Origin of the sequence: Agrobacterium sp. (assembly GCF_032092815.1) — a bacterium.
Lineage (GTDB): Bacteria > Pseudomonadota > Alphaproteobacteria > Rhizobiales > Rhizobiaceae > Agrobacterium.
On record NZ_DAMDBP010000040.1, the window covers coordinates 12,854 to 36,521 of the forward strand.

At 56.7% G+C, this 23,668-nt stretch carries 24 protein-coding genes and 1 pseudogene; 7 read left to right on the forward strand and 18 right to left on the reverse strand.

Going from position 1 to position 23,668, the window contains the following annotated elements; all coding sequences use genetic code 11:
• The 6 genes from RT613_RS18950 to RT613_RS18975 all read right to left on the reverse strand — a co-directional run bounded on the left by RT613_RS18950 (nucleotide 1) and on the right by RT613_RS18975 (nucleotide 6,843).
• Complete coding sequence (locus RT613_RS18950; protein WP_313617918.1) at nucleotides 1-1,578, reverse strand: metallophosphoesterase; 1,578 nt, start codon at nucleotides 1,576-1,578, stop codon at nucleotides 1-3.
• A complete protein-coding gene (gene ugpQ / locus RT613_RS18955; RefSeq protein WP_313617920.1) occupies nucleotides 1,575-2,297 on the reverse strand; it encodes a glycerophosphodiester phosphodiesterase in 723 nt (240 codons plus the stop codon). The genes RT613_RS18950 and ugpQ overlap by 4 nt, the downstream gene beginning before the upstream one ends.
• 12 nt (nucleotides 2,298-2,309) lie before the next feature.
• Entirely contained in the window at nucleotides 2,310-3,422 is a 1,113-nt protein-coding gene (locus tag RT613_RS18960) for an ABC transporter ATP-binding protein (protein WP_313617922.1), read from the reverse strand.
• Between the two features lie 5 nt (nucleotides 3,423-3,427).
• The gene (locus RT613_RS18965; RefSeq protein ID WP_313617923.1) at nucleotides 3,428-4,492 is read right to left on the reverse strand and encodes a carbohydrate ABC transporter permease; all 1,065 of its coding nucleotides are present in this window, start codon (nucleotides 4,490-4,492) and stop codon (nucleotides 3,428-3,430) included.
• Nucleotides 4,492-5,403, reverse strand: a complete 912-nt coding sequence (locus RT613_RS18970; protein ID WP_313617925.1) for a sugar ABC transporter permease — start codon at nucleotides 5,401-5,403, stop codon at nucleotides 4,492-4,494. The genes RT613_RS18965 and RT613_RS18970 overlap by 1 nt, the downstream gene beginning before the upstream one ends.
• A 66-nt stretch (nucleotides 5,404-5,469) precedes the next feature.
• Nucleotides 5,470-6,843, reverse strand: a complete 1,374-nt coding sequence (locus RT613_RS18975; RefSeq protein WP_313617927.1) for an extracellular solute-binding protein — start codon at nucleotides 6,841-6,843, stop codon at nucleotides 5,470-5,472.
• An 89-nt stretch (nucleotides 6,844-6,932) separates the two neighbouring features.
• On the opposite strand from RT613_RS18975, the gene RT613_RS18980 reads away from it, so the two are divergent.
• The gene (locus tag RT613_RS18980) at nucleotides 6,933-8,072 is read left to right on the forward strand and encodes an ROK family protein (protein ID WP_409558855.1); all 1,140 of its coding nucleotides are present in this window, start codon (nucleotides 6,933-6,935) and stop codon (nucleotides 8,070-8,072) included.
• 162 nt (nucleotides 8,073-8,234) lie between these two features.
• Here the strand turns inward: RT613_RS18980 and RT613_RS18985 are convergent.
• The 10 genes and pseudogenes from RT613_RS18985 to RT613_RS19030 form a co-directional block, all read right to left on the reverse strand.
• Nucleotides 8,235-8,663 (reverse strand): annotated as a pseudogene (locus RT613_RS18985) (ABC transporter substrate-binding protein); the annotation flags it as partial.
• A gap of 168 nt (nucleotides 8,664-8,831) precedes the next feature.
• Nucleotides 8,832-10,019 (reverse strand): NnrS family protein, encoded by a 1,188-nt coding sequence (locus RT613_RS18990; RefSeq protein ID WP_313617931.1) that lies wholly within the window; start codon nucleotides 10,017-10,019, stop codon nucleotides 8,832-8,834.
• Nucleotides 10,016-10,768 carry an ATP-binding cassette domain-containing protein gene (locus RT613_RS18995; RefSeq protein ID WP_313617933.1) on the reverse strand — a complete coding sequence of 251 codons (753 nt, stop codon included), beginning with the start codon at nucleotides 10,766-10,768 and terminating at the stop codon, nucleotides 10,016-10,018. Before RT613_RS18995 ends, RT613_RS18990 begins: the two co-directional genes overlap by 4 nt.
• A complete protein-coding gene (locus RT613_RS19000; RefSeq protein ID WP_313617935.1) occupies nucleotides 10,765-11,568 on the reverse strand; it encodes an ABC transporter permease in 804 nt (267 codons plus the stop codon). Before RT613_RS19000 ends, RT613_RS18995 begins: the two co-directional genes overlap by 4 nt.
• Nucleotides 11,569-11,573: 5 nt before the next feature.
• A complete protein-coding gene (locus RT613_RS19005) occupies nucleotides 11,574-12,557 on the reverse strand; it encodes an ABC transporter substrate-binding protein (RefSeq protein WP_313617937.1) in 984 nt (327 codons plus the stop codon).
• Between the two features lie 15 nt (nucleotides 12,558-12,572).
• Nucleotides 12,573-14,654 carry a TonB-dependent receptor gene (locus RT613_RS19010; protein ID WP_313617939.1) on the reverse strand — a complete coding sequence of 694 codons (2,082 nt, stop codon included), beginning with the start codon at nucleotides 14,652-14,654 and terminating at the stop codon, nucleotides 12,573-12,575.
• Nucleotides 14,655-14,821: 167 nt separating this feature from the next.
• A complete protein-coding gene (locus tag RT613_RS19015; protein ID WP_313617941.1) occupies nucleotides 14,822-15,205 on the reverse strand; it encodes a hypothetical protein in 384 nt (127 codons plus the stop codon).
• Entirely contained in the window at nucleotides 15,205-16,137 is a 933-nt protein-coding gene (locus RT613_RS19020) for a U32 family peptidase (protein ID WP_313617943.1), read from the reverse strand. Before RT613_RS19020 ends, RT613_RS19015 begins: the two co-directional genes overlap by 1 nt.
• A gap of 4 nt (nucleotides 16,138-16,141) precedes the next feature.
• Nucleotides 16,142-17,119, reverse strand: coding sequence for a peptidase U32 family protein (locus RT613_RS19025; protein WP_313617945.1), 978 nt, complete (start codon nucleotides 17,117-17,119; stop codon nucleotides 16,142-16,144).
• Nucleotides 17,110-17,622: an SCP2 domain-containing protein gene (locus RT613_RS19030; RefSeq protein ID WP_313617947.1), complete on the reverse strand. Its 513-nt coding sequence runs from the start codon at nucleotides 17,620-17,622 to the stop codon at nucleotides 17,110-17,112. Before RT613_RS19030 ends, RT613_RS19025 begins: the two co-directional genes overlap by 10 nt.
• Nucleotides 17,623-17,731: 109 nt before the next feature.
• On the opposite strand from RT613_RS19030, the gene RT613_RS19035 reads away from it, so the two are divergent.
• Together RT613_RS19035 and RT613_RS19040 are read left to right on the forward strand one after the other, a co-directional pair.
• Nucleotides 17,732-19,240, forward strand: a complete 1,509-nt coding sequence (locus RT613_RS19035) for a UbiD family decarboxylase (protein WP_313617949.1) — start codon at nucleotides 17,732-17,734, stop codon at nucleotides 19,238-19,240.
• A gap of 2 nt (nucleotides 19,241-19,242) precedes the next feature.
• Nucleotides 19,243-19,827: a UbiX family flavin prenyltransferase gene (locus tag RT613_RS19040; RefSeq protein ID WP_313617965.1), complete on the forward strand. Its 585-nt coding sequence runs from the start codon at nucleotides 19,243-19,245 to the stop codon at nucleotides 19,825-19,827.
• Between the two features lie 10 nt (nucleotides 19,828-19,837).
• Here RT613_RS19040 and RT613_RS19045 read toward each other — a convergent pair whose 3' ends face one another.
• Nucleotides 19,838-20,515: an NnrU family protein gene (locus RT613_RS19045; RefSeq protein WP_313617951.1), complete on the reverse strand. Its 678-nt coding sequence runs from the start codon at nucleotides 20,513-20,515 to the stop codon at nucleotides 19,838-19,840.
• A 22-nt stretch (nucleotides 20,516-20,537) separates the two neighbouring features.
• The gene (locus tag RT613_RS19050) at nucleotides 20,538-20,693 is read right to left on the reverse strand and encodes a hypothetical protein (RefSeq protein WP_313617953.1); all 156 of its coding nucleotides are present in this window, start codon (nucleotides 20,691-20,693) and stop codon (nucleotides 20,538-20,540) included.
• 139 nt (nucleotides 20,694-20,832) lie between these two features.
• Here RT613_RS19050 and RT613_RS19055 point away from each other — a divergent pair, with 139 nt between their 5' ends.
• From RT613_RS19055 to RT613_RS19070, 4 genes are all read left to right on the forward strand, one after another.
• Nucleotides 20,833-21,363, forward strand: coding sequence for a cytochrome c oxidase subunit 3 (locus tag RT613_RS19055; RefSeq protein WP_409558857.1), 531 nt, complete (start codon nucleotides 20,833-20,835; stop codon nucleotides 21,361-21,363).
• A 4-nt stretch (nucleotides 21,364-21,367) separates the two neighbouring features.
• The gene (locus RT613_RS19060; protein ID WP_313617955.1) at nucleotides 21,368-21,658 is read left to right on the forward strand and encodes a cytochrome C oxidase subunit IV family protein; all 291 of its coding nucleotides are present in this window, start codon (nucleotides 21,368-21,370) and stop codon (nucleotides 21,656-21,658) included.
• Between the two features lie 180 nt (nucleotides 21,659-21,838).
• Nucleotides 21,839-22,291: a c-type cytochrome gene (locus RT613_RS19065; protein WP_192487921.1), complete on the forward strand. Its 453-nt coding sequence runs from the start codon at nucleotides 21,839-21,841 to the stop codon at nucleotides 22,289-22,291.
• A 23-nt stretch (nucleotides 22,292-22,314) separates the two neighbouring features.
• Nucleotides 22,315-23,661, forward strand: a complete 1,347-nt coding sequence (locus RT613_RS19070; RefSeq protein ID WP_313617957.1) for a cbb3-type cytochrome c oxidase subunit I — start codon at nucleotides 22,315-22,317, stop codon at nucleotides 23,659-23,661.
• Nucleotides 23,662-23,668 lie beyond the last annotated feature (7 nt).

Sequence of the window (23,668 nt, forward strand, 5' to 3'; positions counted from 1 at the left end):
TCAGGCCCGAGCAGCTTCAGGTATCAAAGCCCCCAAATCGAAACCGGAGACATGTGGCGTGCAGGTTGCCACAAACAAATCCAGGAATTTATCGAGATCGGATTCCGTCGCATCATCCGGTTTCGATTTGAGCCAGTCGATTAGGTCTCGATAGAAACCAACCCTCTGTGCAGGGATATCCACCAGGGCAAACTCACCGCCAGAACGGAACAGGTAATAATCCTCGACCATCTGCCAAAGTGGCATCGTCATCACCGGCTGCCATTGATCGGCAAGCTCGCTTATTCCGTTTTCACCGATTAACACATCGCTGATCGATCTATCGAATTGGGCACGAAAGGTAGAAGACCAGTCATGCGGCACATGTCGGACCTTGATGAGGTTCTTCAGATGGGCGAGCAGAAAGTCGGCATAATTTTCAGATGAAAAGAGCTCATCCGCGCCGTCAGCGACCGATTGCAGACGATAGGCTGCGAAAGCGACATCAAAACCCGGCACGTCGGCAATCTGAACGGTTTCGATGTCGACGTTTTGGGCATTGGCACAGACAACGACATAACCACCTGGATAGGCAACCGGTGACGGCACCGCAATATTCAGCAGGTTTTCCAGTTGCACCCGCCCTGACACATGCATGTGGCCACTGAAATGCAGATGAATGCCCGCATCCGTGAGCAGACGCGCGGTTTCAAAAGACGGCATGCGTTTTGCCCATTCAGGTGTACATGCCACCTCTATTGCATTTGCGCCCTCACGCAATGCCAACGGCAAGTTTGGATAATGCGAAAAGGCCAGAAGTGTTTTGCCAAGCTTTTTGGCGCGGCGTGCAACATCCTCGATCCAGCTTAGAAAATACGGGCGCTGCGCCAGAAAATGGTCCCAGGCAGCGTCAGCCTTGAGCGTCCATGTGTCACCTGTGTTTTGGAACACATTGGCATCCAGCATCAGCAGCCAAAGCCCCTGCTGCGGTTCAACAAGATAAGACCCATCAAGGCATGCAATATCGTTTGCGTCCGGGCGGCGATCGGAAAGCGCATCCGGATTTCCAAATGGCGTTTCCCAATGCAGAACGTTGGAAGGGCAAGCGATGCCATAAGGTGCCATCGCGTGCATGGCATCCAGGGTTTTCATGCCCAGCATGCCGGATAGAACCATGTCGGCAGGCTTTTGATAATCCTCACTCGCAACAAGAAGCGGTGCCCTACCATCAGCCCTTGTCAGGCGCTTGGCCTGCTGATGTGGCACCGGTCCAAAACAATCATGGTTTCCGAAGGTCGCAAAAAATCGCAGGCCGTGCTGCTCTTCGTAGGACGACAATATCGCCTTCAGCGCCGTCACCGCGCCGGGCTGGCCGTCGTCAGAATAATCGCCGAGAAGAACGACATCACGAATGCCGCGCCGGACAATATCATCCAGCACAGCAAGGAAAGCCGGGTAGCTTTCGTTAAAAACGCGCGTTGACGCGGTTGTGTCAGCAAGTGTGCGAAGGGCAAGTTCACCACTGCCCTCCTCCACCATGCCGTAACCGCCATAGAGATCATGCAGATGCACATCCGCGACAACTGCGATTTTTGTCATGCGGCAGCTCCGCGCAGTTCGCGCCGTGCCTTGTCGAACAGATCTGGTCGGTCGAGATTGATGTAATCGACGCCAGCCGCCGCGATTTCGCGGTGCACAGCCATGTCATCCCCGCCGTAATAGACCATGATCTCCAGCCCCGCCTTTCGGCTGGCCTCCAGAATGCCCGGACGCCGCAACTGTTCCGGTATCATTTCAATGATCGAGGCGTGATGAACAGCACCAACAAGCGACGGTGACTTTGCGATGTTCAGCGTCATCATCTTGCGGAATTCCGGCGCAATGATTTGCAAGTCACGACGCATTTCCTCCGAGAACGAGAAATAAAACGCGTCGCGCACCATGCCAAGGTCGCGCACCAGCGCAACCACCTTGGCCGGATCGCAATATTTCAGCTCGATATAGACGCCCGCACGGCCGCGCAAATTCTCGAGATACTGATCGAGACGCGGTACGACCGCCCCCTTGAAACTGTCATTGAACCAGCTGCCGGCATCCAGTGCGTCGATTTCGCCGGATGATGCATGGCCAATCGGGCCGGTGCCATTGGTGGTACGATCCAGCGTCTCGTCATGGAAGACGTAGAGCACGCCATCAGCGCTTTCGCGCACGTCGAGCTCGATGTAATCGGCACCCTGCTTCAGCGCCAGATCGGCCGCAGCAAAGGTATTCTCGGGCGCAAAATGGTTGGCGCCGCGGTGGGAAACAATCTTGGTCACGTATAAGTCCTGTCAGTTTGCTGCTTCGAGCATCTTGGATCGCACATTGGAAGAGGATGAAATGACGGCGTGTAGGTCGTTGATGCGCTTGCCCGCGGCATCGAACAGAAGCGTCAGCGCCGTTTCGCAGGTCATGCCGACCTTATCGCCTGGCGCGTGACGAACTGCCTCGCCATACTCCAGTGCGTGGGTGGTGCCGGCTGGGGTATCGAGGGTGTAGAAAACCTCCCTGCCCATCGGCTCAACACTGACGATCTCACCGGTCAGATGCGCACTGTCGGCTGGCACGAGCTTAATATCTTCAGGACGCAGGCCAAACGTCACCTCACCGTCGCACGCAGCATTCAATTCAAAAACGGCCGTGCCGATCTTCAACTGCTGGCCAGTGGTCACACCTTTCAGGCGGTTCATCGGCGGTGTTCCAATAAATCCGGCGACAAACAGATCAGTCGGACGGCGATAGAGATCATCCGGCGTGCCGATCTGGGCAATCTCACCATTGTTCATGCAGATGATGCGGTCCGCCATGGTGATCGCTTCAATCTGGTCATGGGTGACGATCAAGGTCGTGAAACCAAGGCGTTTTTGAATGCTTTTCAGCTCAGCACGCATGGTAATGCGCAAGGTGGCATCGAGGTTGGACAGCGGTTCATCCAGCAGCAGAATGTTGGGCTCCTTGACCAGCGCGCGGGCAAGCGCCACGCGCTGCTGCTGTCCGCCAGAAAGCTGCGAAGGACGCCGATCCAAAAGCGCACTGATCTGCACCAGCCGCGCCGCCTCATCCACACGTCGTGCGATCTCATCCTTGCCCATGGTCTTGAAACGCAGGGGAAAACCGATGTTTTCGCGAACAGTCAGGTTCGGATAAAGCGCATAGGACTGAAACACGATACCGACATTGCGATCGCGGGCATCGATGCGGTTCACATTATGGCCGTCAAAGGCGATGTGGCCGCTGCTTGGCGCATAAAGCCCAGCCAGCAGAAACAGTGTCGTTGATTTTCCGCAGCCGGACGGTCCAAGAATAGCAACGAACTCGCCGTTTTCGATGGTCAGGTTCATCGGTTTGAGAACCTGTGTTTCGCCCCAGCTTTTGGTCAGATTGTCGAGAGTGATTTTTGCCATGGCATTTATCCCTTGATGCCGCCGAAGCTCATCTGGGTGATGTACTTCTGCGTGAAGGTGTAGAGGATCAGCACAGGCAGGAGATAGATGATGCCGACAGCGGCAATCATGCCGTAATCGGCACCCATCGTGTCCTGTGCCACAAAAAACAGGTAGAGGCTCATCGTCATCTGGCTCTTGTCGATCAGCAGTGTCTGGACGAAGACGTATTCTTCCCACCCTCTGAGGAAGGTGAAGGTGGCAACGGCGATGAGACCGCTGCGAACCTGCGGCAGAAGTACCATCCGGAATGCCTGTGAACGCGTCGCGCCATCGGTCACCGCACTCATCTCGATATCCCACGGCACATTGTCGAAGAAGCTTTTGAGCACGAAGATGGCGAAGGGCAGTTCCAGTGCACTCATGACAAGCACAACACCCATGAGGTTGTTGAGCAGGCCCATATAGTGCAGCTGGATAAAGATCGCGACGGTCAACGCCAGCGCCGGAAAAGCATGCAACAATAGCAATCCACGCAGGAAGTTCTCACGGCCGGCAAAAGCAAAACGCGACAAGGCGTAAGCCGCGGGCGTGGCAACCAGAGTGACAATCAGTGTCTGACTGACCGCAAACACCACTGAACTGCCAAGTGCAGCCCAGATCGATGGCATCAGGTTCATGCGTGTCGTGCCGGTGCCGCCAATGTCGCGGTTCCACAGGAAGCGGTAATTATCCAGCGTCAGATGTGGCGCGAGAAAAATGGCAGCCAGAATGACGATGACGATACCGAGGGCTGCCCAGGACAATGCCGGTTTACGCAATTTGTCGGCCAACAGGGCAAGGGCGATGGCACCGATATAGGCGACACCGGCAATGGCAGTGCTGCGCCAGAGAACCGCGCGGCTAACAGCATCGTCCGACGAGGTCAGTGACTTCACCAGCAGCCAGAGATAGGGCAGCAGGACCGGTACTGAAACAACGGTGAGGAACAGGATAATTGCCGAGATGAAACCAGCGCGGTTGGCAACACCACGTCGCTCAAGGCGCAGCCAGTTCGTGCCAGCAGAATGATTGGTTTGAACAAGCGCCATCACAGCACCTCGATTTTTGGAGCGGTAAAGGTCGAGCTCATATTGGTGATACGCCACTGAATGAATGTGATCACAACGCCGATGACCATCAGACCAAGTGCCAGCGCCGCACCATAGGCATAGGCACCGTTTTCGAATGCGCGGCGGTAGATGTAGAGGGCGTAGGGTGTTGAATCATAAACCGGACCACCGCCGGTAATCAGTAGGATGTACTCATAGGTCGTCATCAGCGACAGCGCCTGATAGATGGTGATAAAGCGGATAGGCTGCGAAAGGGCTGGCGCCACGACGTAGCGCAGCACACCCCATTCGCTGGCACCATCAACACGCGCCGCATTGGCGAGATGCGATGGAATGGAGCGGATCGACGAGGTCAAGATGACCATGGCGAAGGACGCCCCAACGACACCATTGGCCAGAATGACCAGAAACAGCGGAAAGTCATTGCGCAGGTTAATGGGCGGCAGACCAAATACGCCGGTGACCTGATTGAGCAGACCGGAGGCAGTTGGATCGGCGATCCAGATCCACAAGATGCCGTAGAGCACAGCCGGGCTCATGCGCGGCAGCAGCCACAAACCACGAAAAAAATTGCCGAGACGATCTGGAATTGCGGTCGAAGTCATCGCCAGCAAGGCACCCAGCCCGACATTAAAAATGAACAAGGTCGCGGTGACGTAGATCAGGGTCGTCAGCAGCACCATGGGAATGCGCGCATCGCGCTGCACAATCCGCTCGAAATTCTGCAGCGTGAACTGACCGACCCGGAGATTGGCGCCCATGTCGGTAAAGGCGATGACGGCGTTGACGAGGATCGGCGCCAGAAAGAACACAAAAAGAAGAGCGACTGCTGGCGCAAGATAAAGAAGCGGCCGCGCCGGTCGGTGAGCACGTAGCTGGAATTGGGTCATACGGAGTACCAGACGAAAACAGCAGTGCCGCCAGCAAGATCGGGCGGCACCGGATCAATCACATCATCAGTTGCTTGCGGCGTCGCGGATTTCGATGTCGGCGCCAAACTGCAATTCAAGCTCGTCGGCGATGAAATCAACCGCCTGTTCAGCCGTCATCTTGCCAGTTTCAACGGCCTGCAGACCGCTGAACAACACCTTGTTGTAGCTGCCGAACTGGGTGTGGTTCGGCACGAACTGTGCGTGTTCCATCATTGGCGATGCGGCAGACAGGACCCAGTTGTCCTTGTACTTCGGCATGGCGGTCTGAGCATTGCTGATAGCCGTGTGGTAAGACGTCACGGCGTGCTCGTTGTTGAAGTATGGCAGTGTTGCGAGTGCCACGAGATCCGCTGCAATGTCTGCGTTTTCGCTCTTGGCGCTCACAGTGTAAAGCAGTGGATGCGACAGGTTGGCAGGTTTGCCACCCTTTTCTGCAGCAGGTGCAGGAATCCAGCCGATCTTGTTGAAATAACCATCCTTGTCAGTTGGCCAGGTTGCGCCATTCTTTTCGCCAACCTGCCAGGCAACAGCCCAAACGCCCTGATGGAAGACGAAGGCCTTTTCCTGCTTGAAGGCGCCCTGGATGGCATCCCAACTCATCGCGGTGTTATCAACCGGTGTGACGCCTTCCTTAGAATTGCGTTCATACCAGCCGAGTGCCTTGGTCATCTCAGCTTTCGGAAAGACCAGCTTGCCGGTCTTTTCGTCCATGAACTTCACGCCGTAAGACTGGAAAACCATCAGGTAATCGATACCGACGTTTGGGCGATGCAGCATGCCGTAGTCGGCAGCCTTGGCATCGACAACTTCCTTGGACAAAGCTGTCAGGTCGTCGAGTGTAAATTCGCCGGTTTCAACCTTGGCCGGAATGCTGTCGATAAACGCTTCGTCCTTGCCGATCTTGCGCAGCATGTCCTTGTTGTAGAAGAACATGCGGATTTCAGCATCCTGTGGCACGCCGTAAATCTTGCCGTCCTTTGCCTTTGCGGAGTTCCACAGAACCGGTAGGATATCGTCATAGACCCATGGGGATGCCGCGATCTTGTCGTCCATTGCCAGTGCGTAACCGTCTTCGGCAAACTGACCGATCCACTCATGTGGCAGAACGTAGATATCAGGACCCTGACCGACAGTAAATGCCTTGAGGGTTTCGAGCGCCAGATCGTCCCAGCCCTTAACGGCGCTGTTGTTTGCTTCGATAACAACACGCTTGTCAACGCCGGCAGCCTTGAACTGCTTGTTCATGATTTCGGCAGCTGCTTCGATGTTGGTGACGCGGCCAGGAGCGCTACGCTCGGCCAGCGTGGAAATCTTGATCTTGATGTCTTCAGCCTGCGCTATGCCTGCGGCAAGAGCGGAAAAAGCCACCGTTGTGAGGAGAGCAAATGTCTTGGTCATGATGAAAGTCCGGTTGATGATTTTTATTTAATTAAGTTGCTTAAATAACCGTTTTATGACATCGCAATCCACAAGGCGGAGGACAAAGTTTGATGCGCATGAGACGCTCGCCCCTTGAGGGTATCGGGACTACACAGGCAAGTATCGTCAAATATCTGCGCAGGAAGGGATCTGCATCACGCGTCGAAATCGCGGAACTTTGTGGGGTGACGCCGGCAGCGGTCAGCATGATGACGCGCGATCTCATCGAACGCGGTATCATTGTTGAAGGCGCCAGACGCCAGACCGGTCGCGGCGCACCACCGATTGACCTGACGCTCAATCCCTTTGCCGCTTATGCGCTTGGCATTCACGCCAACCGTTTTCTGGTAACCCTTACATTGCTCGATTTTTGCGGTACGACAGTCGGTGAACTGCAATTGCCCGGCGCCTACAGCACCTTTGCCAATGTGAAGTCGGAAATTAAGCAGGGTAAGGAACTGTTGCTGGCCCGCAATGGCATAGACGCCAATCTGCTGATTGGTGCAGGCATTGCCATGCCAACACGCTTCCGGCAGGACACGGCCTTTCTCGACCTGGCGGAGGAAATCATTTCCTGGGCCGGATCAGACTTATCTTCATCACTTCAGTTAAGCCTTGGCTGTCCTATCATCATCGAAAACGATGCCAATGCCGCAGCGATGGGTGAACTGACGCTTGGCAATGCTGCCAACTACCAGCACTTTGCCTATCTCTACCTGTCGGAAGGTATCGGCAGCGGCATTATCATCGGGCAGGAACTCTACAGAGGCAATGTCGGCAATGCCGGTGAAATCGGCGCGTTGCGGTCCCGTGGCCTGTCTCGCCCTTCCTTCGAAGATCTTGCGGGCTGGTGTCATGAACGCGTCGGTCATATCCCGCAGGGCCGGTCGTCGGAAACATGGACAGAATACCTGAACGGCAATTCTGCTATCTTCGAGGCATGGCTCGATCGCGCCGGGCCAGAAACTGCCCGCCTCGCCTTCATGATGGCCGCCGTCCTTGCTCCGTCAGCCATCTATATCGGTGGTACACTACCGAAAATGGTGCGTGAGCGTCTGGCAGGTTGGCTCGATTTTGCGCAAAGCAATCCATTCGAAGGCGCCCGTGTGCTTCAGCCACAAATATTGATCCCGCAAATATCGGCGACAGATTCCGTTGCACTTGGGGCTGCGGCGATGATCCTGCATGCCTTGCCAGAACTGCTGTAAAAAGTCTCCGTCAGCTCTGACGCAGAACCAGAGCTCGGCGCGTTTTGCCTTGTCGGCTTCATGCGCGGCGGCAAGAACCATGTCTTGAATGTCCTTCGGCACATCCCATGCCGAACGCCAGGCAAGCAGACCGGTCAGCTTTGCTTCATCTGCATTGTTGGCGCTTGTGGCGTAGGAAGCGAGAACCGCATGCGTATCCGGCAAACGTTCACCTGAACGGGCAGAAAAAACTTCGAAAGCCCTCTCTCGGAACTTGCCAATGTGGTCACTACCCTGCAAATCCAGTTTGACGCCAGCCTTTGCAGCATTGGCCTGAAGGGACTGCACCACCTCATATTCCGGCGTTACCGGCGTCGCATAATAGGTTTTGGAAAAGCCGTCTGGATAACCGGCCTCGGTCAGCAACTGTTTGGCTTTTTCTATATCCAGTTTGTAGGGATTTTCCGTCATTGCGCCCGGCAGACCAGCAGGAATAATGCTCTGCTGCTTGATGCCATAATATTTCATGACCGTCGACGACAGGCCGTCCCTGATCTGCGCAGTGAACTCACTCAACAACGGCAGGTTCTGTCTGCTCTCCAAGGTTCGCATAGGGCGCGGTGATCGCGACGAACAAGTTCAAAAATGCGAAACCCAAAAAAGCTGCAACTCCAAATCTCCTAGGGATGAGGGCCGGTTTGCGGAAAAGAGCCTACGGCACTCTGCCTATCAGAAAACATTGAACCTATGGGGGCAACAATGTGACCAGGCTCTCCTAGCCTAACCGCAAGAACCCTGCTCATCAACGCCCGGGCGCAGCATGAATGGCATGAAGCCATACAACCATACGCCCAAACTCAGCGCCCACAGGGCAGCACTCAGACCATGATGATAGGGCGATACGGCAGATAGCGCATCAAACTCGGGAAGCACCCGAACCAGTGCGGCAAGGATCATCAGGCCCGCAGAAACATGCGCCTGCCATGGCAGATGTTCGAGGTTGCGCCCCGTATGGCGAAGACCGGCGATGATAAACACCGCCATGACAGCGCAGCCGAGCGCGCCCAGCGACAACATATGCAAACCGGCAGCGGGCGATAGGTTAAAACCAAGACGGATTGCCCCAATCGCCAGAAAACCGATGCCCGCAAACGCATTGCCAAAAGCCAGCAGTAGAACCTCGGTTTTGAACGCGGCGCGGCCGACAAACCATTCAGCCAGCCGGTCGAAAAATGCAGCGCCGGCAGCAAGAGCAAGCCATGCGGACACGTCACTGTCTGGGAAGGCGAGTTTTGCCACCAGATAGAGCGTTACCATGGCACCCGCCATTTGTCTGCGTCCGGGATGCGGCCGGTAAGGCGAGGTTTCGCCTGTGGGGTCAAGCGCCAGATTGATGACGACGACATTGATGCGCGAGGCCGACAGTGAAAACAGCACAATGAAAACGCAAAGAGCAGCTTCCAGCATACGAGATGCCAATTCGACATCGCCGAACTGCCAAGCATAACGCACACCGGCTTCAGCCCCGGCAAACAGCAACAACCAAGCCAAAAATGCCAGATGTTTTGTCGTGCGCCTCTCCAGCATCGCCCTGCCAATGATAGCGGCGATGCCAACCAGAAATGCAAGATCAAACACACCTGCGAGCAGGCTCAGAGCATCAGCCCCCAAAGCGCCGATAATCCGGGCGGGCAACCAAAGTGCGGCAAGACAGAGCAGCGTATTGCCGGTGCTGGTTTTGGTATCGGTCCATTCCGGCACGGCGGCCACCAGAAATCCGGCCAGGGCCATGCCATAGGTGCCAAAAATCATCTCATGCGCATGCCATTGCGACGGGGTTATATCGTTGGCAAATGGCAGATCATAACCACCCACCAACACCCACAGGAAAGGCCAGAGGGCGCCATGCAGGGCTGCAAGTGGAAAGAACAACCGCAAGGCTTCGGACAGGATCGGATGTTGTTTCATCGGCGCCGCTCCCGTGCCGAAAACAACTCACCGAATGCCGGGTCTCGCGACAGACGCTCTGCCTCTTCAAAGATCATCCGTTCCTGACGCTGTCCCGGCTGCCCGTCAGGCAGATAATTGGCAAGCACCCGACCATCAAAACCGGAAAGTACAATCAGACGGTTCGCCACCCGCAGCGCCTCATAAAGATCATGCGTCACCAGCAGGGTGGAGAAACCGCGTCTGGTCGCTGCCGCAATCAACAAATCCTGCAAATGGCGTCGCAAGCCGACATCCACGGCACTGAACGGCTCATCGAGAAACAGCATATCCGGATTTACGGAAAGGGCCCGCGCCACACCTGCGCGTTGACGCATGCCGCCGGAAAGCTCGACCGGGTATTTTGTAAAATCGGTTTCTTCCAGCCCAACCTCCAGCGCAAATTTACTGGCAATCTGGCGACGTTCGCGTTTCGACATGCCCTCGGCCGCAAGACCATAGGCAATATTGTCGATCAATGTCATCCATGGCAAAAGCCGCGGCTCCTGAAACACCAGCCCCTGACGGCGATAGCCTCTTTGCAAACGGCCCTTCACCGGTTCGATAATGCCGGCGGCAATTTGCAGGATGGTCGTCTTGCCACTACCGGAAGGGCCGAGCAAAGCAACGGTTTCACCCTTTGCGACATCCAAATCGAAATCCTCAAACAGGGTCCGTCCGAGAAAGGCGTGACCGACACGCTCGAAATGCAGGGCAACAGTGTCATTCATCGTTTCACACCCCATGGCAGCCCGGCGGCCCGCCACCGCTCCAACGCTTCGCGCAGCAGATGCAGCAACCCGTAATCGGTCAGCAGTGCCAGCGTTACGGTGATCGCCAGCCACGCCGTTACCTGCGGAATGTCGAACAGGGCCCTCGCGGTTGCCAGTTCACCGCCAACGCCTCCGGAATTGGAAAGAAGCTCTGCCATGACAGTGACCTTCCATGCGCTGCCAGCCGTCGTGGTCCAGGCGGGAAACAGGTAGGACAACACATGGGGAAGCGTGACCGTGCGCAGGCGATAAAACCATGACGCCCCAAAAGCCTGCGCCATGACCTCAAGCTGCCGGTCACGTTTGGCAACACCTTCGAGAGCACCAGCAAAGGACACCGGAGCCGAGGCAATCACCACGGTCATAACCGCCGTGCCGCCGGAGGAGCCGAACCAGATCAGCGCCAGCACGATCCAGCCGATCGGCGGCACGCCCAGCATCACCACCGGCTTCATCAAGCGCATGGCCGCAAAAGAGTAACCTGCCAGCAGTCCAGCTGTCGTGCCGATGCCAGCCGCGATCACAAAACCAGCAAGTGCACGCACCGCGCTTTGCGACAGAATGTCGAAAAAATCCGGCCGGGCTGCCAGTAGAACAATTGCGGAAAAGGTCTCTCCCGGCGACGGCAGAATAAAGGAGCCGTAGATTTCATGTCCGGCCTGCCAGGCAGCGAGAAAACAGAATATTCCCGAAAGCCCGGCCCACCCCGCCCAGAGATAGCGTCCAGTCCAGCCGAAACCTTCGAGAATACGGTTCATGTCATTCACACCAGATAGAAGCTGTCATCCGGCTTTTTACCGCCGATAATGGCGGGGTTGGCCTTAGCAAGCTCATCATAAAAGGCCTCAAGATCAGCCCGTGCCGCACTCACCTTTAAGGCTGAGAGGTGACTGGTCGGGAAGGACGCCGCGATAATGTCAGCCGGGAAGCCCAGCGCATCGGCAGCGGCCTCTGCCGCGGTCTGCGGATTGGCGACGGCACTTGCCAGCGCCGTCTCGATACCCGTCTGCAATGCCACGATGCCAGCCTTGCCGAGCTTCTGCTGAAACTCCGATGTCAGTGCCAGACCGGCCTGTGGAATTTCGGCCTTGCCCGACACCCTGGCCCATTCTTTCTGAACATCGATGGTGCGATGCACGGTCATGAAGAATGACTTGGCCTTGATCAGCACGGCGGTTGCCGCGGGTTCGCTGAGCAGCGCCGCATCCACCTTGCCCGTCAGCAACAGCTGCACGGCTTCCGGTGGAGAGGCGGCATAATCAAGGGCGATTTCCCCTGGCGTGATGCCCTGTTCTGCGATCAGTCTGGCCAGCAGGAAGTCGGGCATGTCGTTCTTGAATGGCAGGGCAACTGTCTTGCCTTTCAGGCTTTCCAGTGTCGTCAGCGTTTCGTCTTTCGACACGATGTAGAGAAGCCCGGTGGTCAGCACGTTGAGGAAACCGATGCCCAGCCCACGATTGTGAAGATTGGCCGCGCCGTAACTTGGCATGACCACCGCCCCCATCGAACCGGACGCGACGGCTGCCCGCATTTCATCCGGCGTTTTCCACGCCTTGAAGACCGCGCCCGGCGTAACCTCGTTCAGGAAACCACCCTTGACCGCGTGGGCAAGCACAGCTGACGGCGCAGCCGGTGGGCCATAAAAGGTCAGCGGTGCCTCAGCCCTCAGCAGCGAGGGTGCGGCGAGACCGGCGACCGTAAAGGCTGACAGCGCCGAAAGGGTTTGGCGGCGTGTAAACAAAGTCATGATCCCGTCCTTTTGTTAGAAACGTGCCTTGATGCCGGCATAAAACGCACGTCCATCACCCGGCAGATAAACCGCCTGACCGGCGCTTGCCTGATCAAGAATGAGCGTGGAGGAGGCATAGGTCTTGTCGAAGACGTTGGTGACTGCGCCATAGACCGACAGCGTATCGTTGATACGATATTCACTCTTCACATCGACAACGGCGTAAGGGTCTGCAAACACCGTATTCATGTTATCAACCGGGGTTTTCGAGGGCACCCACTGCAAGGCTGCACCAATGTCCCACTGCTCAGTCAGCGCATATTGTAAGGCCAGAGTGACGACATGACGTGGCGCTCCGGCCAAGCGGTTATTGCCACGCACCGGATCATCATGGAACCGGAAGTCCTGCAGCACATAGGCCATGCGCGCCGTCAGCCCCTTGATGATTTCGCCGGAGATACCAAGTTCAAGACCGGCATGGGTCGTGTTGTCGGCATTGAAGGCTGCCAGCAAGGAACCGCTGCTATCGCGCAGGCTCAACAGCTCATTGTCGACCCAAGAATAATAGGCTGTGGCATCGAAGGTCCACAGGCCACGTTCGCCGCGCCAGCCCATCTCAACCGTTGTTGCAGTTTGCGCATCGAGATCAGGCGTCGAAAATCCCGTTGGCGAGGCATTCGGTGTGCCGCCGGTGGTGCCGAGAAGATCATCATGGGTCGGTGGTTCAAAACTGCGGCTCAACGCAGCAAACAGCATGTTGTTTTCATCGGGCCGCCAGCTTGCAGCAATGGCCGGTGACCAACCGCTATAGCTGCGCTCATAGCTGGTATCGCCAGCAGCCACACTCGACAGGGCACCACCAACGGCACCATAGGTCAGACGTGGCCGGGTCGCTGCCGTCCAGAGATCTTCACTGTCACGCGTTGCATAGGTGTAGGACAAGGAAGGCGACAGCGTCACCGTATCGGACAGCGGAATGTTCAGTCCTGCATTCAGAGATAACGTTGAGGCATCAAGATCATTGCTGGAGAAAGCCGGTCCATCACCACCGGCGCGATTGATATTATAGGTGCGGTCCGACGAGCCGACCGTGTACTGCACGGATGTTTCAAACAGCGGCAACAGGGCAGAAGCATCCGGCTGATAGGCGTAACGCAACAGGCCGGTCACATCGCCACCTTCGGTGCGTCTTACGCCACTCGACACCGGAAAGCGGAACATGTCCTTGGTGTAGGTGTAACCGAGACCAATATCGAACAGATGTTCTTCCAGCTCGATTGATGTACGAGAGCCGATCAGGAACTGGCTGGCTTCACGGCGTGGTTTGTCGCGGATGACATTGGGTCCCTGGCTGGTGGGTGGCCCCGGTGAAACCTGTTGCGGATTGGCCTCCATCGCGGTCTTGTTTAGCGGCCCGGCAACATCAAAACCAAGGTCGGTGTAACTGGCGAATATACGGGTTTTCACGATATCGGAAAGTTCGGCCTCCACCACACCGCCGACATTAACCCGACGGGAGTCGTTGTAGTCACGGAAACCGTCGCGGCGGCTGACATCGGCATAAAATCCGGCTGCGAAACGTTCGCCGTCAAAACCGGTTCTTGCGGAAACATCGGTCTGCCCAAAGCTGCCACCGCCGGCAGAAATCGTCGTACCTTTTTCCACCGGCGAAGCGAAATTGATCGCCCCGCCCAGCACACTCGCGCCCAGGCGGTTTGCCGTGTAACCACGGTAGACTTCAATGAGACTGGCCTGCCCCGGATTGGCCAGACCGGCAATATAGGAGCCATCGGCGCGGTTGATTGGCAGGCCATCCTTCAGCACCAGAATTCCGCGTTCAACCGGGTTTTGCTGCAAACCGGAGCCGCGGATCTGGATACGCGGTTGGTCATTGCCACCGAAGAACCGTTGAACAACAACGCCGGGAGCGGAAGACAGCGCTTGGGCCAATGTCGGCACGGCTGGACCGGCATCCGCCTGCGGCTGAATAGAAGACACCCCGCCTGGAATGGCCTTTAGGCGTCTGCGCGCCTGCTCCACGCCCGACAATGTCTTGCCTTCAACCGTGATCGTGTCCAGAACTGTCGTAGAGCCGGGCGCTGCCGATTGTGCCAACGCAACACTCGAAACCCCGGCGGCGAGCAATGCCGTTACCGTAAATAACCCCGTCCCCAACAAGCGCATATGCCATTCATCCCTTGATAGACTTTACTGTCCCGGAGATGACATTTTGCAAGTACCCGCTCTTTGCTCTGGATCAAAGAACAGAGAAAACATGATAATTAGACGCATGTTTCTGGAGAGGTTATTTCCTTGAGAATTCGGGAGCCCTGCTGCGCGGCAGCTGCAATGTCTGCAAACAGCAAGCTGGCCGCTTCGATAATGCCGCCGTCCATCTCGTCATCCTCGGCAAAATCCCCCAGCATATCCAGGAGAATACCGATCTTGCGGCGCTCCTCGCGCGCCATCATCAGCAGTCTCGCTTGATTGCGCTGCTGCTCAAACGCTTCAAGTTGCTTCAGGGCGGCATCCACCTTGTCGCGGCACTCACAATCCAGCGCACTTTTCATGACGACACTGCGCACCAGATGAATGGCCTCGGGAATGTCGCTCACGCCCAAGGTTCTGGACTGCGTTTTTTCGACCCGGTTTTTCGTGTTGGTCATCAGAGGTTTGCTCCATGGGCCGTGTTGCGGGCGCGGGCAACCCATGCGGCACCCTCGCGTCCGTGATGGAAACCGTTGGAAAGCGGAACGCCGGGATAGATGCGCTGCATCTGTTCGATGCCGTCGTCGGCATCGCACCGGCCGGCCAGGACATCATCATAAATCCTGGCAACCGCCACCATGTCACAGTCCTGCGGCGAGAGCCGGAAACGGGAGACGCCCGCCTGCGCCAAATCATGCAATTCTCCAAGCAACGACTGGCAGGTGTGCGACACGGTCTGTACGCCGTTCAGCGCCAGAAACGACTGCTGATCAAGCGTCTTGACCGCCAGACCGTCGGGATCATCCTTGCAGACAAACTGGCAATTATCCTTGATGTTGCCCTTGGAACGGGCATGGGCACAGCGCGCCGAAATGGCGAGCGGCATGCGGCCGAATGCAAATACCTCAAACTCAACATCAGGCGTGTCAGCAACAATGCGATTGACCGATTCCACCGGCAATTCCGGCGGCAGACAGATCGCAGTGGCACCACGCGAGGCCAGCAGCCGCGCCGTTGCAGCATTATATACATTGACCATTGGACCAATGACATGCGGCGTGCCGCGCAACATGCCCAAGGCTGAAAGGTCGTTTGCTTCCACAGGGTAAGGGCTGTCGGCAATCAGGCCACGAACATGGCGGCTTTCGCGCTCCAGCGTCACCAAGGCAAGGGTCGACAGCACAATCTGTTTGCCGGCATTTTCCAGCCGTTCGATCACCTCGGCCAGATGCGGTTCGGTAAAGTGGAAGCGCTTGGAACAGACGGTTTCACCGAGAAAGACCTGGGTGACCGGTGCCTCATCAGCGATGCGGAAATAAAAATCACGCCACTTTTCCCCTTCCCACAAATAGAGAACGGGCCCAAGCGTCAGCGTTGGTGTTTGTGACATGCCATTATCTCCAGCGTTTCTCGTATGCGCCCGACGTGGTGCGCTGGCCTTCACTCAAAAGCCTGAGCCGCAACAGAAGTTTGCTGCGTTCATCGGCGCTGGCATCCAGTGCCTTGCGAAGGGTGGACACAACCTCGGCCACATAGGCCTTGCCGCGTTGTCTGCCTTCGATTTTCAGCGCGCTGACACCGGCATCGCGCAGGGCGTCAATCTGATCCATCACATCAAGTGAGACCGGGTCTTCAAAGGCATACCCCTTGTCATCGGCCACATCGAAACGGCCCTTGCACAGGGTCGGGTAACCCGCCGCCTCACCATCCGGAAATCGGTTGATGGTGTAATCGCCAAGCTCCGACACCAGGTCCTTGCCGTCCTGCCGGTAACGCACATGGCTGGCAGGAGAACAGACGCCATTCATGTTCGGCGACTTTCCCGTGGCATAGGACGAGAGCGAACAGCGCCCTTCCGCCATGACGCACAGACCGCCAAATACAAAGATCTCAATTTCGCAGCGGATTTGCCGTGCCAAACGGGCAATATCCGGAATGGTCAAGGTTCGTGGCAGCACAACCCGTTTTGCCCCAAATGCATCGACGAGGAAGTTCACGGCATCCGCATTGGAAGCGGAAGCTTGCACCGACACATGGATACGCTGCTCTGGGAATGTTTCTGCCACGTGGGCCATCAAACCGAAATCGGCAAGAATAAGCGCATCGGCACCGGCCCGAACGGCATCGGCCGCGGCGCGGTACCAGATCTCCTCGCTGCCTGCCCGCATGAAGGTATTGAGTGCCACGAAGGTCTGTGTGCCATGTTTGCGGGCATAGACAATCGCGTCCGCCAGTTCTTCACGCGAGAAATTCAGGCCCGGAAAATTGCGGGCATTGGTCTCGTCACGGAAACCGCAATACACGGCATCAGCCCCCGCATCGACGGCCTCACGAAAGGCGGCGGGAGTTCCTGCAGGACAGATCAGTTCCATGCCGCACCCCCGCCTTCAGACAGGATGCGCCCACGCAGGTTGCTTGCAGCCTTGGTCACCCACGGACCAAGCGGCCCGGCAATGCTGCCCAGATCGTGTGGCAGATCGACACCGCTGTCATCCAGCGCATTTCTGAGCGCCAGCATGGCCTCCATGTCTCCGGTAACCGTCAGATCACGCGAGAAGAACAGTGCATCCGCATCTTGCCGTCCCTCCATCAGAGCAAGCAGCATGAACAGCGGTCCCGTGACCGAAGCGTCCGCTTTCAAGGAACGGCTTTTACGGCTGACGGTGATTGACGGACGTGCCGGATGAACCACAAAAGCAAATGGCAGATCGCTTGGCAGAAACGCATAATGTTTGTTGCGATGTTCCGCGAGGCGGCCAAATAGATCGGGATGTTGCTTCATGATTTGCGTCAGCATCAGCGCGGTCATGCGCTGCACAATCGGCAGCGGCAGATAGCGCATCGGTTTCGCAAGAGCGGTTGGAAAAGTCATCATCGGCGTCTCTAACTCTATGGACCAGTGTGCGGCAAACTAACCGCACCGGACGCAAATCCGTTTGACCGAGCGCAAAGACAGAATGATTTGCAATCGCCAGACAGAACCGATGATGGATAAAAAAACCACGCCAACCCGCGCCGGCGATCTGCGCGGCTTCCTTGCCATGCTAGAACAACGTGGTGAGTTGAAGCGCATTGAACAGCCCGTGTCGCTGGTGCACGAGGTGACGGAAATTCACCGCCGGGTGTTGCAAAATGGTGGGCCTGCCCTGCTGTTTGAAAAGCCGGTGGCCGCAGACGGCAAGGTGCATGACATACCGCTTCTAGCCAATCTGTTCGGCACGCAGCAACGGATAGAATGGGGCATGGGGGTTGAGACCGGCGGCCTGAAAGCCCTGGCGGAACGGTTTGCCGAACTGCGCGAGCCACGCCCTCCACACTCCATCAAGGATGCATGGAGCAAATTGCCGATGTTGCAGGCGGCGTTTTCCATGCGCCTGAAACAGGTATCGCGCGCACCGGTGCAAGACATTGTTCTGCAGGGTGATGAGGTCGACCTCGGAAAATTACCCGTGCAATGGTGCTGGCCGGGAGAACCTGCGCCGCTGATAACCTGGCCGCTTGTTATTACCAGATCACCCGATAATCCCGCCGACATCAATGTCGGGATTTACCGCATGCAGGTGCTCGGGCCCAACAGGCTGATCGTGCGCTGGCTCGCCCATCGTGGTGGCGCACGACATCACCGCATGTGGCAAAATCGCGGAGAGGATATGCCGGTTACCGTTGCGATCGGCGCCGATCCCGCCCTTATTCTGGCGGCCGTCATGCCACTGCCGGAACATATGAGCGAGCTTGGTTTTTCTGGCCTGCTGCGCGGCATGCGAAGCCGCATCGCGCAGGCAGTGACGGTACCGATGCCGGTCCCCGCCAATGCGGAAATCATTCTGGAGGGAACCGTCTCGGCGAATGAGACGGCAGCAGAAGGTCCATATGGCGACCACACCGGTTATTACAATTCGGTTGAGCCCTTCCATGTCATGACACTGTCTGCCATCACCATGCGACAGAAACCGGTCTATCTCTCGACCTATACCGGCCGGCCGCCGGATGAACCCTCGGTTCTGGGTGAGGCGATGCTGGAAATCTTCCTGCCGCTGGTCAAACGGCAGTTTGCCGAGATCGTTGATCTGTGGATGCCGCCGGAAGCCTGTTCCTACCGCGTCATGGTTGTTTCCATCGACAAACGATATCCCGGTCAGGCCAAGCGCATCATGATGGGCCTGTGGTCCATGCTGCCGCAGTTCAATTACGTCAAACTGATCATCGCCGTGGACCCGGATATCAATGTTCGCCAATGGGTGGATGTCATCTGGGCACTTTCCACGCGTTTTGACGCCTCACGCGATGTGACAATCATCGACAACACACCGATTGATTACCTCGATTTCGCCTCTCCCAAGGCAGGTCTTGGCGGCAAGATGGGACTGGATGCCACCCGCAAACTGCCCGGTGAAACAGAGCGGGAATGGGGCCGCGTGCTGTCGATGACGCAAGATGTGATTGCCAAAGTCGACGCCATGTGGAGTGAGCTCGGATTGGGAGAAAAACCATGACCATATCACGGGTCGTTGTTGGCATTACCGGTGCGTCCGGCGCCGCCATTGCCGTGCGCATCGTCGAACGTCTTGCAGACATGCGGGGAATAGAAACCCATCTGGTCATCTCGCCCTCTGCCCGCCAGACGTTGCTGCATGAAGTCGGCGCTGCCGCCATAGAGCGAATTTCGGCGCTGGCACATTTCAACCATCTGGCCACCGATATTGGCGCTGCTATCGCCAGCGGTTCTTTCCACACGGCGGGCATGATTGTTGCCCCCTGCTCCATGCGGACACTGGCGGCAATTGCCCATGGCTTTTCCGACAATTTGATTGTCAGGGCAGCAGATGTACATTTGAAAGAGCGCCGCAAACTGATTTTGATGGCACGGGAAACACCGCTGCACCTTGGCCATTTGCGCAACATGTGTGCGGCCACCGAAATGGGCGCAATGATCATGCCGCCCGTGCCTGCATTTTACCATCTTCCAAAAAGTGTGGCTGATATTGTCGATCAACTTGCCGCCCGCGCAATCGACCAGCTTGGTCTATCGGCGTTGTCACAGGCAAAAGCATGGGAGCCGCATGTGATTACGGCCTCCTGAAGTCTTGCGATTACATGTAAAGCATCGGGTCGGAACCGAAGAGTGCGGCGTGACCGCCAGCCAGCAACCACCATGTGATAAGTCCCGTCAAAGCGGCAGCAACCAGCATTGATGCATCAATGGCTGGCCGCACCTTGCCGGATAGCACGGCGGCAAAGGGAATGGATGAGGTACGGGCTGTCGCCTCACCCCAGCCAGATCCCAATCGCTTGCGGGCGCGTTTTTCAATCATCGGAATTCCGCCGAGCGAAAACAGGGCAAAACCGCCAAACAGGATCAGCGACCGCAGGTCACCATTGGGAACGAGATGCCCTGCTGACCAGAACAGGAAACCCCACAAAACCGGATGCCGTGTAATGGTAACGATGGCTCCGGCCTTCTCTCCCTGCCGCACCGAGATGGACAGCGGGTTGACGCTGCAGAGGCCAGCAAGAACAAAAAACACCCCAAGCGGTGCAGCAAGAAAGGTCACATGCGCCTGCCAGGGCGCGGTGTCCCACAGGGGAATATAGTCCACCATCAGGGCCGCATGGAAAACCCAACCAAGGGCTGCCAGCGACACCAGGGAATAGACACCGAAATATGCGGGCCTGCCCATGGCTGCAACCAGCTTGCCGCGCACCGATGGCACGGCAGGAATGGAATGCAGGGCAACGAACAATGCAAATGCGGCTAAAAGTTCTATCACGGCAGGATCCTCGCTTCTTCTGTTACTGCCCCAAAAACAGCACGGTTGCTATGGCCGCAGAGGCCAGCACGGCCGAAATGGTGCCCGCTCCCTGTAACACCCCCATGCGATAAAGAAGGATAGAAAAGCCGATGATAATCGGCGTTGCAACAATGAGTCCGACCTGAGCGTCGTTCATGTTTATGCTCCATCAAATGGCAATTGCGCTTTGTCATGACCATAAGCCTTTACCCGGTCGGTTCTTTGATCAGCAGCAAAGAAGCACATGTTGCAGCCGCCTATGCCTGACTTGCTATTCAGCAAATATGGATGAGGTCATGGCGGCAAAAGACGAGGAAAACGGCAATCTGCTGATGTGGATTCTGGTATGGAGTGAGTTGATTGTGTTCGGGGCATTGCTGGCGGCATTTCTGATTGCCTTTGCCCTGAACGAAGACGGATTTACCGCAGCAAGGGGCCATTTGCAGCCGCAAATTGCCGGCTTCAATACACTGGTATTGCTGGGTAGCGGTTGGCAGGCAGCCGTTGCCGCCCGTCGCAATAGCTCGGTGCAGGTGAGAAGGCGGGCCCTGATTTTGGCGGCCCTGCTGGGTTTCGTCTTCACCGCATTGAAACTCTACGAATACAGCACCGAAATCGCCTACGCATCAGATGCGGCCTACGGCGCCTTTTACGAGCTGTATTTTATGCTCACCGGCTTTCATCTTTTCCACGTCATCTTTGTTGCAGGGCTGCTGCTGATCGTTGCCGTGAAACCGAAAGACGAGAACGTCACGCTGGTCACGACCATCTGGCACATCATCGATCTCGTCTGGATCGTCATTTTCCCCGTTATCTATCTGGTGTAGGCCCATGCTCGATCGCACATCTTCACAACTGCGCAAAACCTTTGTCATTCTTTGCATTCTGGTGCTGACGGGCATGGCCGTGGTGACGGTTAGACAGGCAGGTTACATGCCAGCACTTGCTGCGGCGTGCCTGGTGCTGCTGTTTGCGCTGTTAAAATCCCGACGCATTATCGATGATTTTCTGGGCCTTGGCGGTGAGCCAGGGCTTTTGCGCAATGCCCTGTTGGCGTGGCCTGCACTTTTTGCCGCAGCGGCGCTGCTGCGCGCTGTTCTGCAGGGCATCTACCATCTTTGAAAGCAGACTGGGGCCGATAGCGTGCCACTTGTTTGCCAAATGGCAAAGACGGTTCTGCTCCAGCCTCTAGAAAGATCACAGCCCTACCGCAGTGCGCCGCCCAACAGCCAAACACCCCGGAAAAGGGTTCGATCAAGCCGGTCCGCGCTGGCGGTTCCCCGGAATGGAAAGGACCATGGCATGGCAGAACGCCTTACCAAGACAGGAGCGCGCAACGTCTTTTATGGCGGCTCCATATTCTTCTTTGCGATATTCGTCGGGCTTACAGCCCACAGCCATTATTACATGCGCACCGTTTCTACGGATGAAAGCACGCTGACGGCAAGTGTCGCCCGCGGCAAACATGTCTGGGAGAAAAACTCCTGCATCAACTGTCACACTCTGCTCGGCGAAGGAGCCTATTTCGCACCAGAACTCGGCAATGTCTGGAAGCGTTACGGCGGCGTTGAGGACAAGGAGTCCGCACGCGATTCCATCAAGGGATGGATGGCCGCACAGCCGACCGGCATCGAAGGCAGACGTCAGATGCCCCAGTTCAACCTGACAGATCAGGAGCTTGATGACCTTGTCGACTTCCTTGAGTGGGCAAGCCGCATCAAGACCCAGAACTGGCCACCGAATGATGCCGGGTGAGATGTGAGGCAAGGAGAGAAGACATGAAATACCAGACGCAAAAAGTCGCCATGCTTTACTTCTATGGCGCCATTGGCCTGTTCATCGCGCAGGTCATATTCGGTGTGTTTGCAGCCACCATTTACGTGCTGCCCAACACGCTGTCCGAGCTTTTACCCTTTAACATCGTCCGCATGATCCACACCAACGCCCTTGTTGTATGGCTGTTGATGGGGTTCATGGGCTCGACCTATTACCTGCTGCCGGAAGAGACGGAAACCGAGCTTTACAGCCCGAAACTGGCCATCATTCAGTTCTGGCTGTTCTTGGTCGCCGCCGCTGTTGCCGTGGTCGGTTACCTGTTCCGCATCCATGAAGGACGCGAGTTTCTGGAACAGCCCTTTGCCATCAAGGTCGGCATTGTCATCGTCGTGCTGATGTTCCTGTTCAACATCACCATGACAGCCCTGAAAGGCCGCAAGACCACCGTCATCAACATCCTGCTGTTCGGTCTGTGGGGTTTGGCGATCTTCTTCCTGTTCGCCTTCTACAACCCGGTCAACCTGGCCCTCGACAAGATGTACTGGTGGTACGTCATCCATCTCTGGGTTGAAGGCGTGTGGGAACTGATCATGGCCTCGATCCTGGCCTTCCTGATGATCAAGCTCAATGGTATCGACCGTGAAGTGGTTGAGAAGTGGCTCTATGTCATCGTCGGTCTGGCACTGTTCTCAGGCATTCTCGGCACAGGTCACCACTTCTACTGGATCGGCGCTCCCGGATACTGGCAGTGGATCGGTTCGTTGTTCTCGACGCTGGAAGTCGCACCGTTCTTTACCATGGTCATCTTCACCTTCGTTATGACCTGGAAAGCCGGACGCAAACATGACAACCGCGCCGCCCTGTTGTGGTCAATCGGTTGCTCGGTCATGGCATTCTTCGGCGCTGGCGTCTGGGGTTTCCTCAACACGCTGTCATGGGTCAACTACTACACCCACGGCACGCAGATCACAGCCGCACACGGCCACCTCGCCTTCTTCGGCGCCTATGTGATGCTGAACCTCGCCATGATGGCTTACGCCATGCCGGAAATGCGCAAGCGCGCTCCCTATAACCAGATGCTGTCGATGGCCAGCTGCTGGATCATGTGCACCGCCATGTTCCTGATGACCTTCGCTTTGACCTTTGCTGGTGTTGTCCAGGTGCATCTGCAGCGCGTCCTTGGCGACAATTACATGGACGTGCAGGAACAGCTGTCGCTGTTCTACTGGATACGCCTGGCGACAGGCGCTGGAGTTCTCATTTCGGCTCTCATGTTCACCTGGGCAGTCCTGGTGCCCGGCAAGGAACGACGGGGTGACGTCACCCGCGCAGTGCAGCCTGCCGAATGAGAAACGC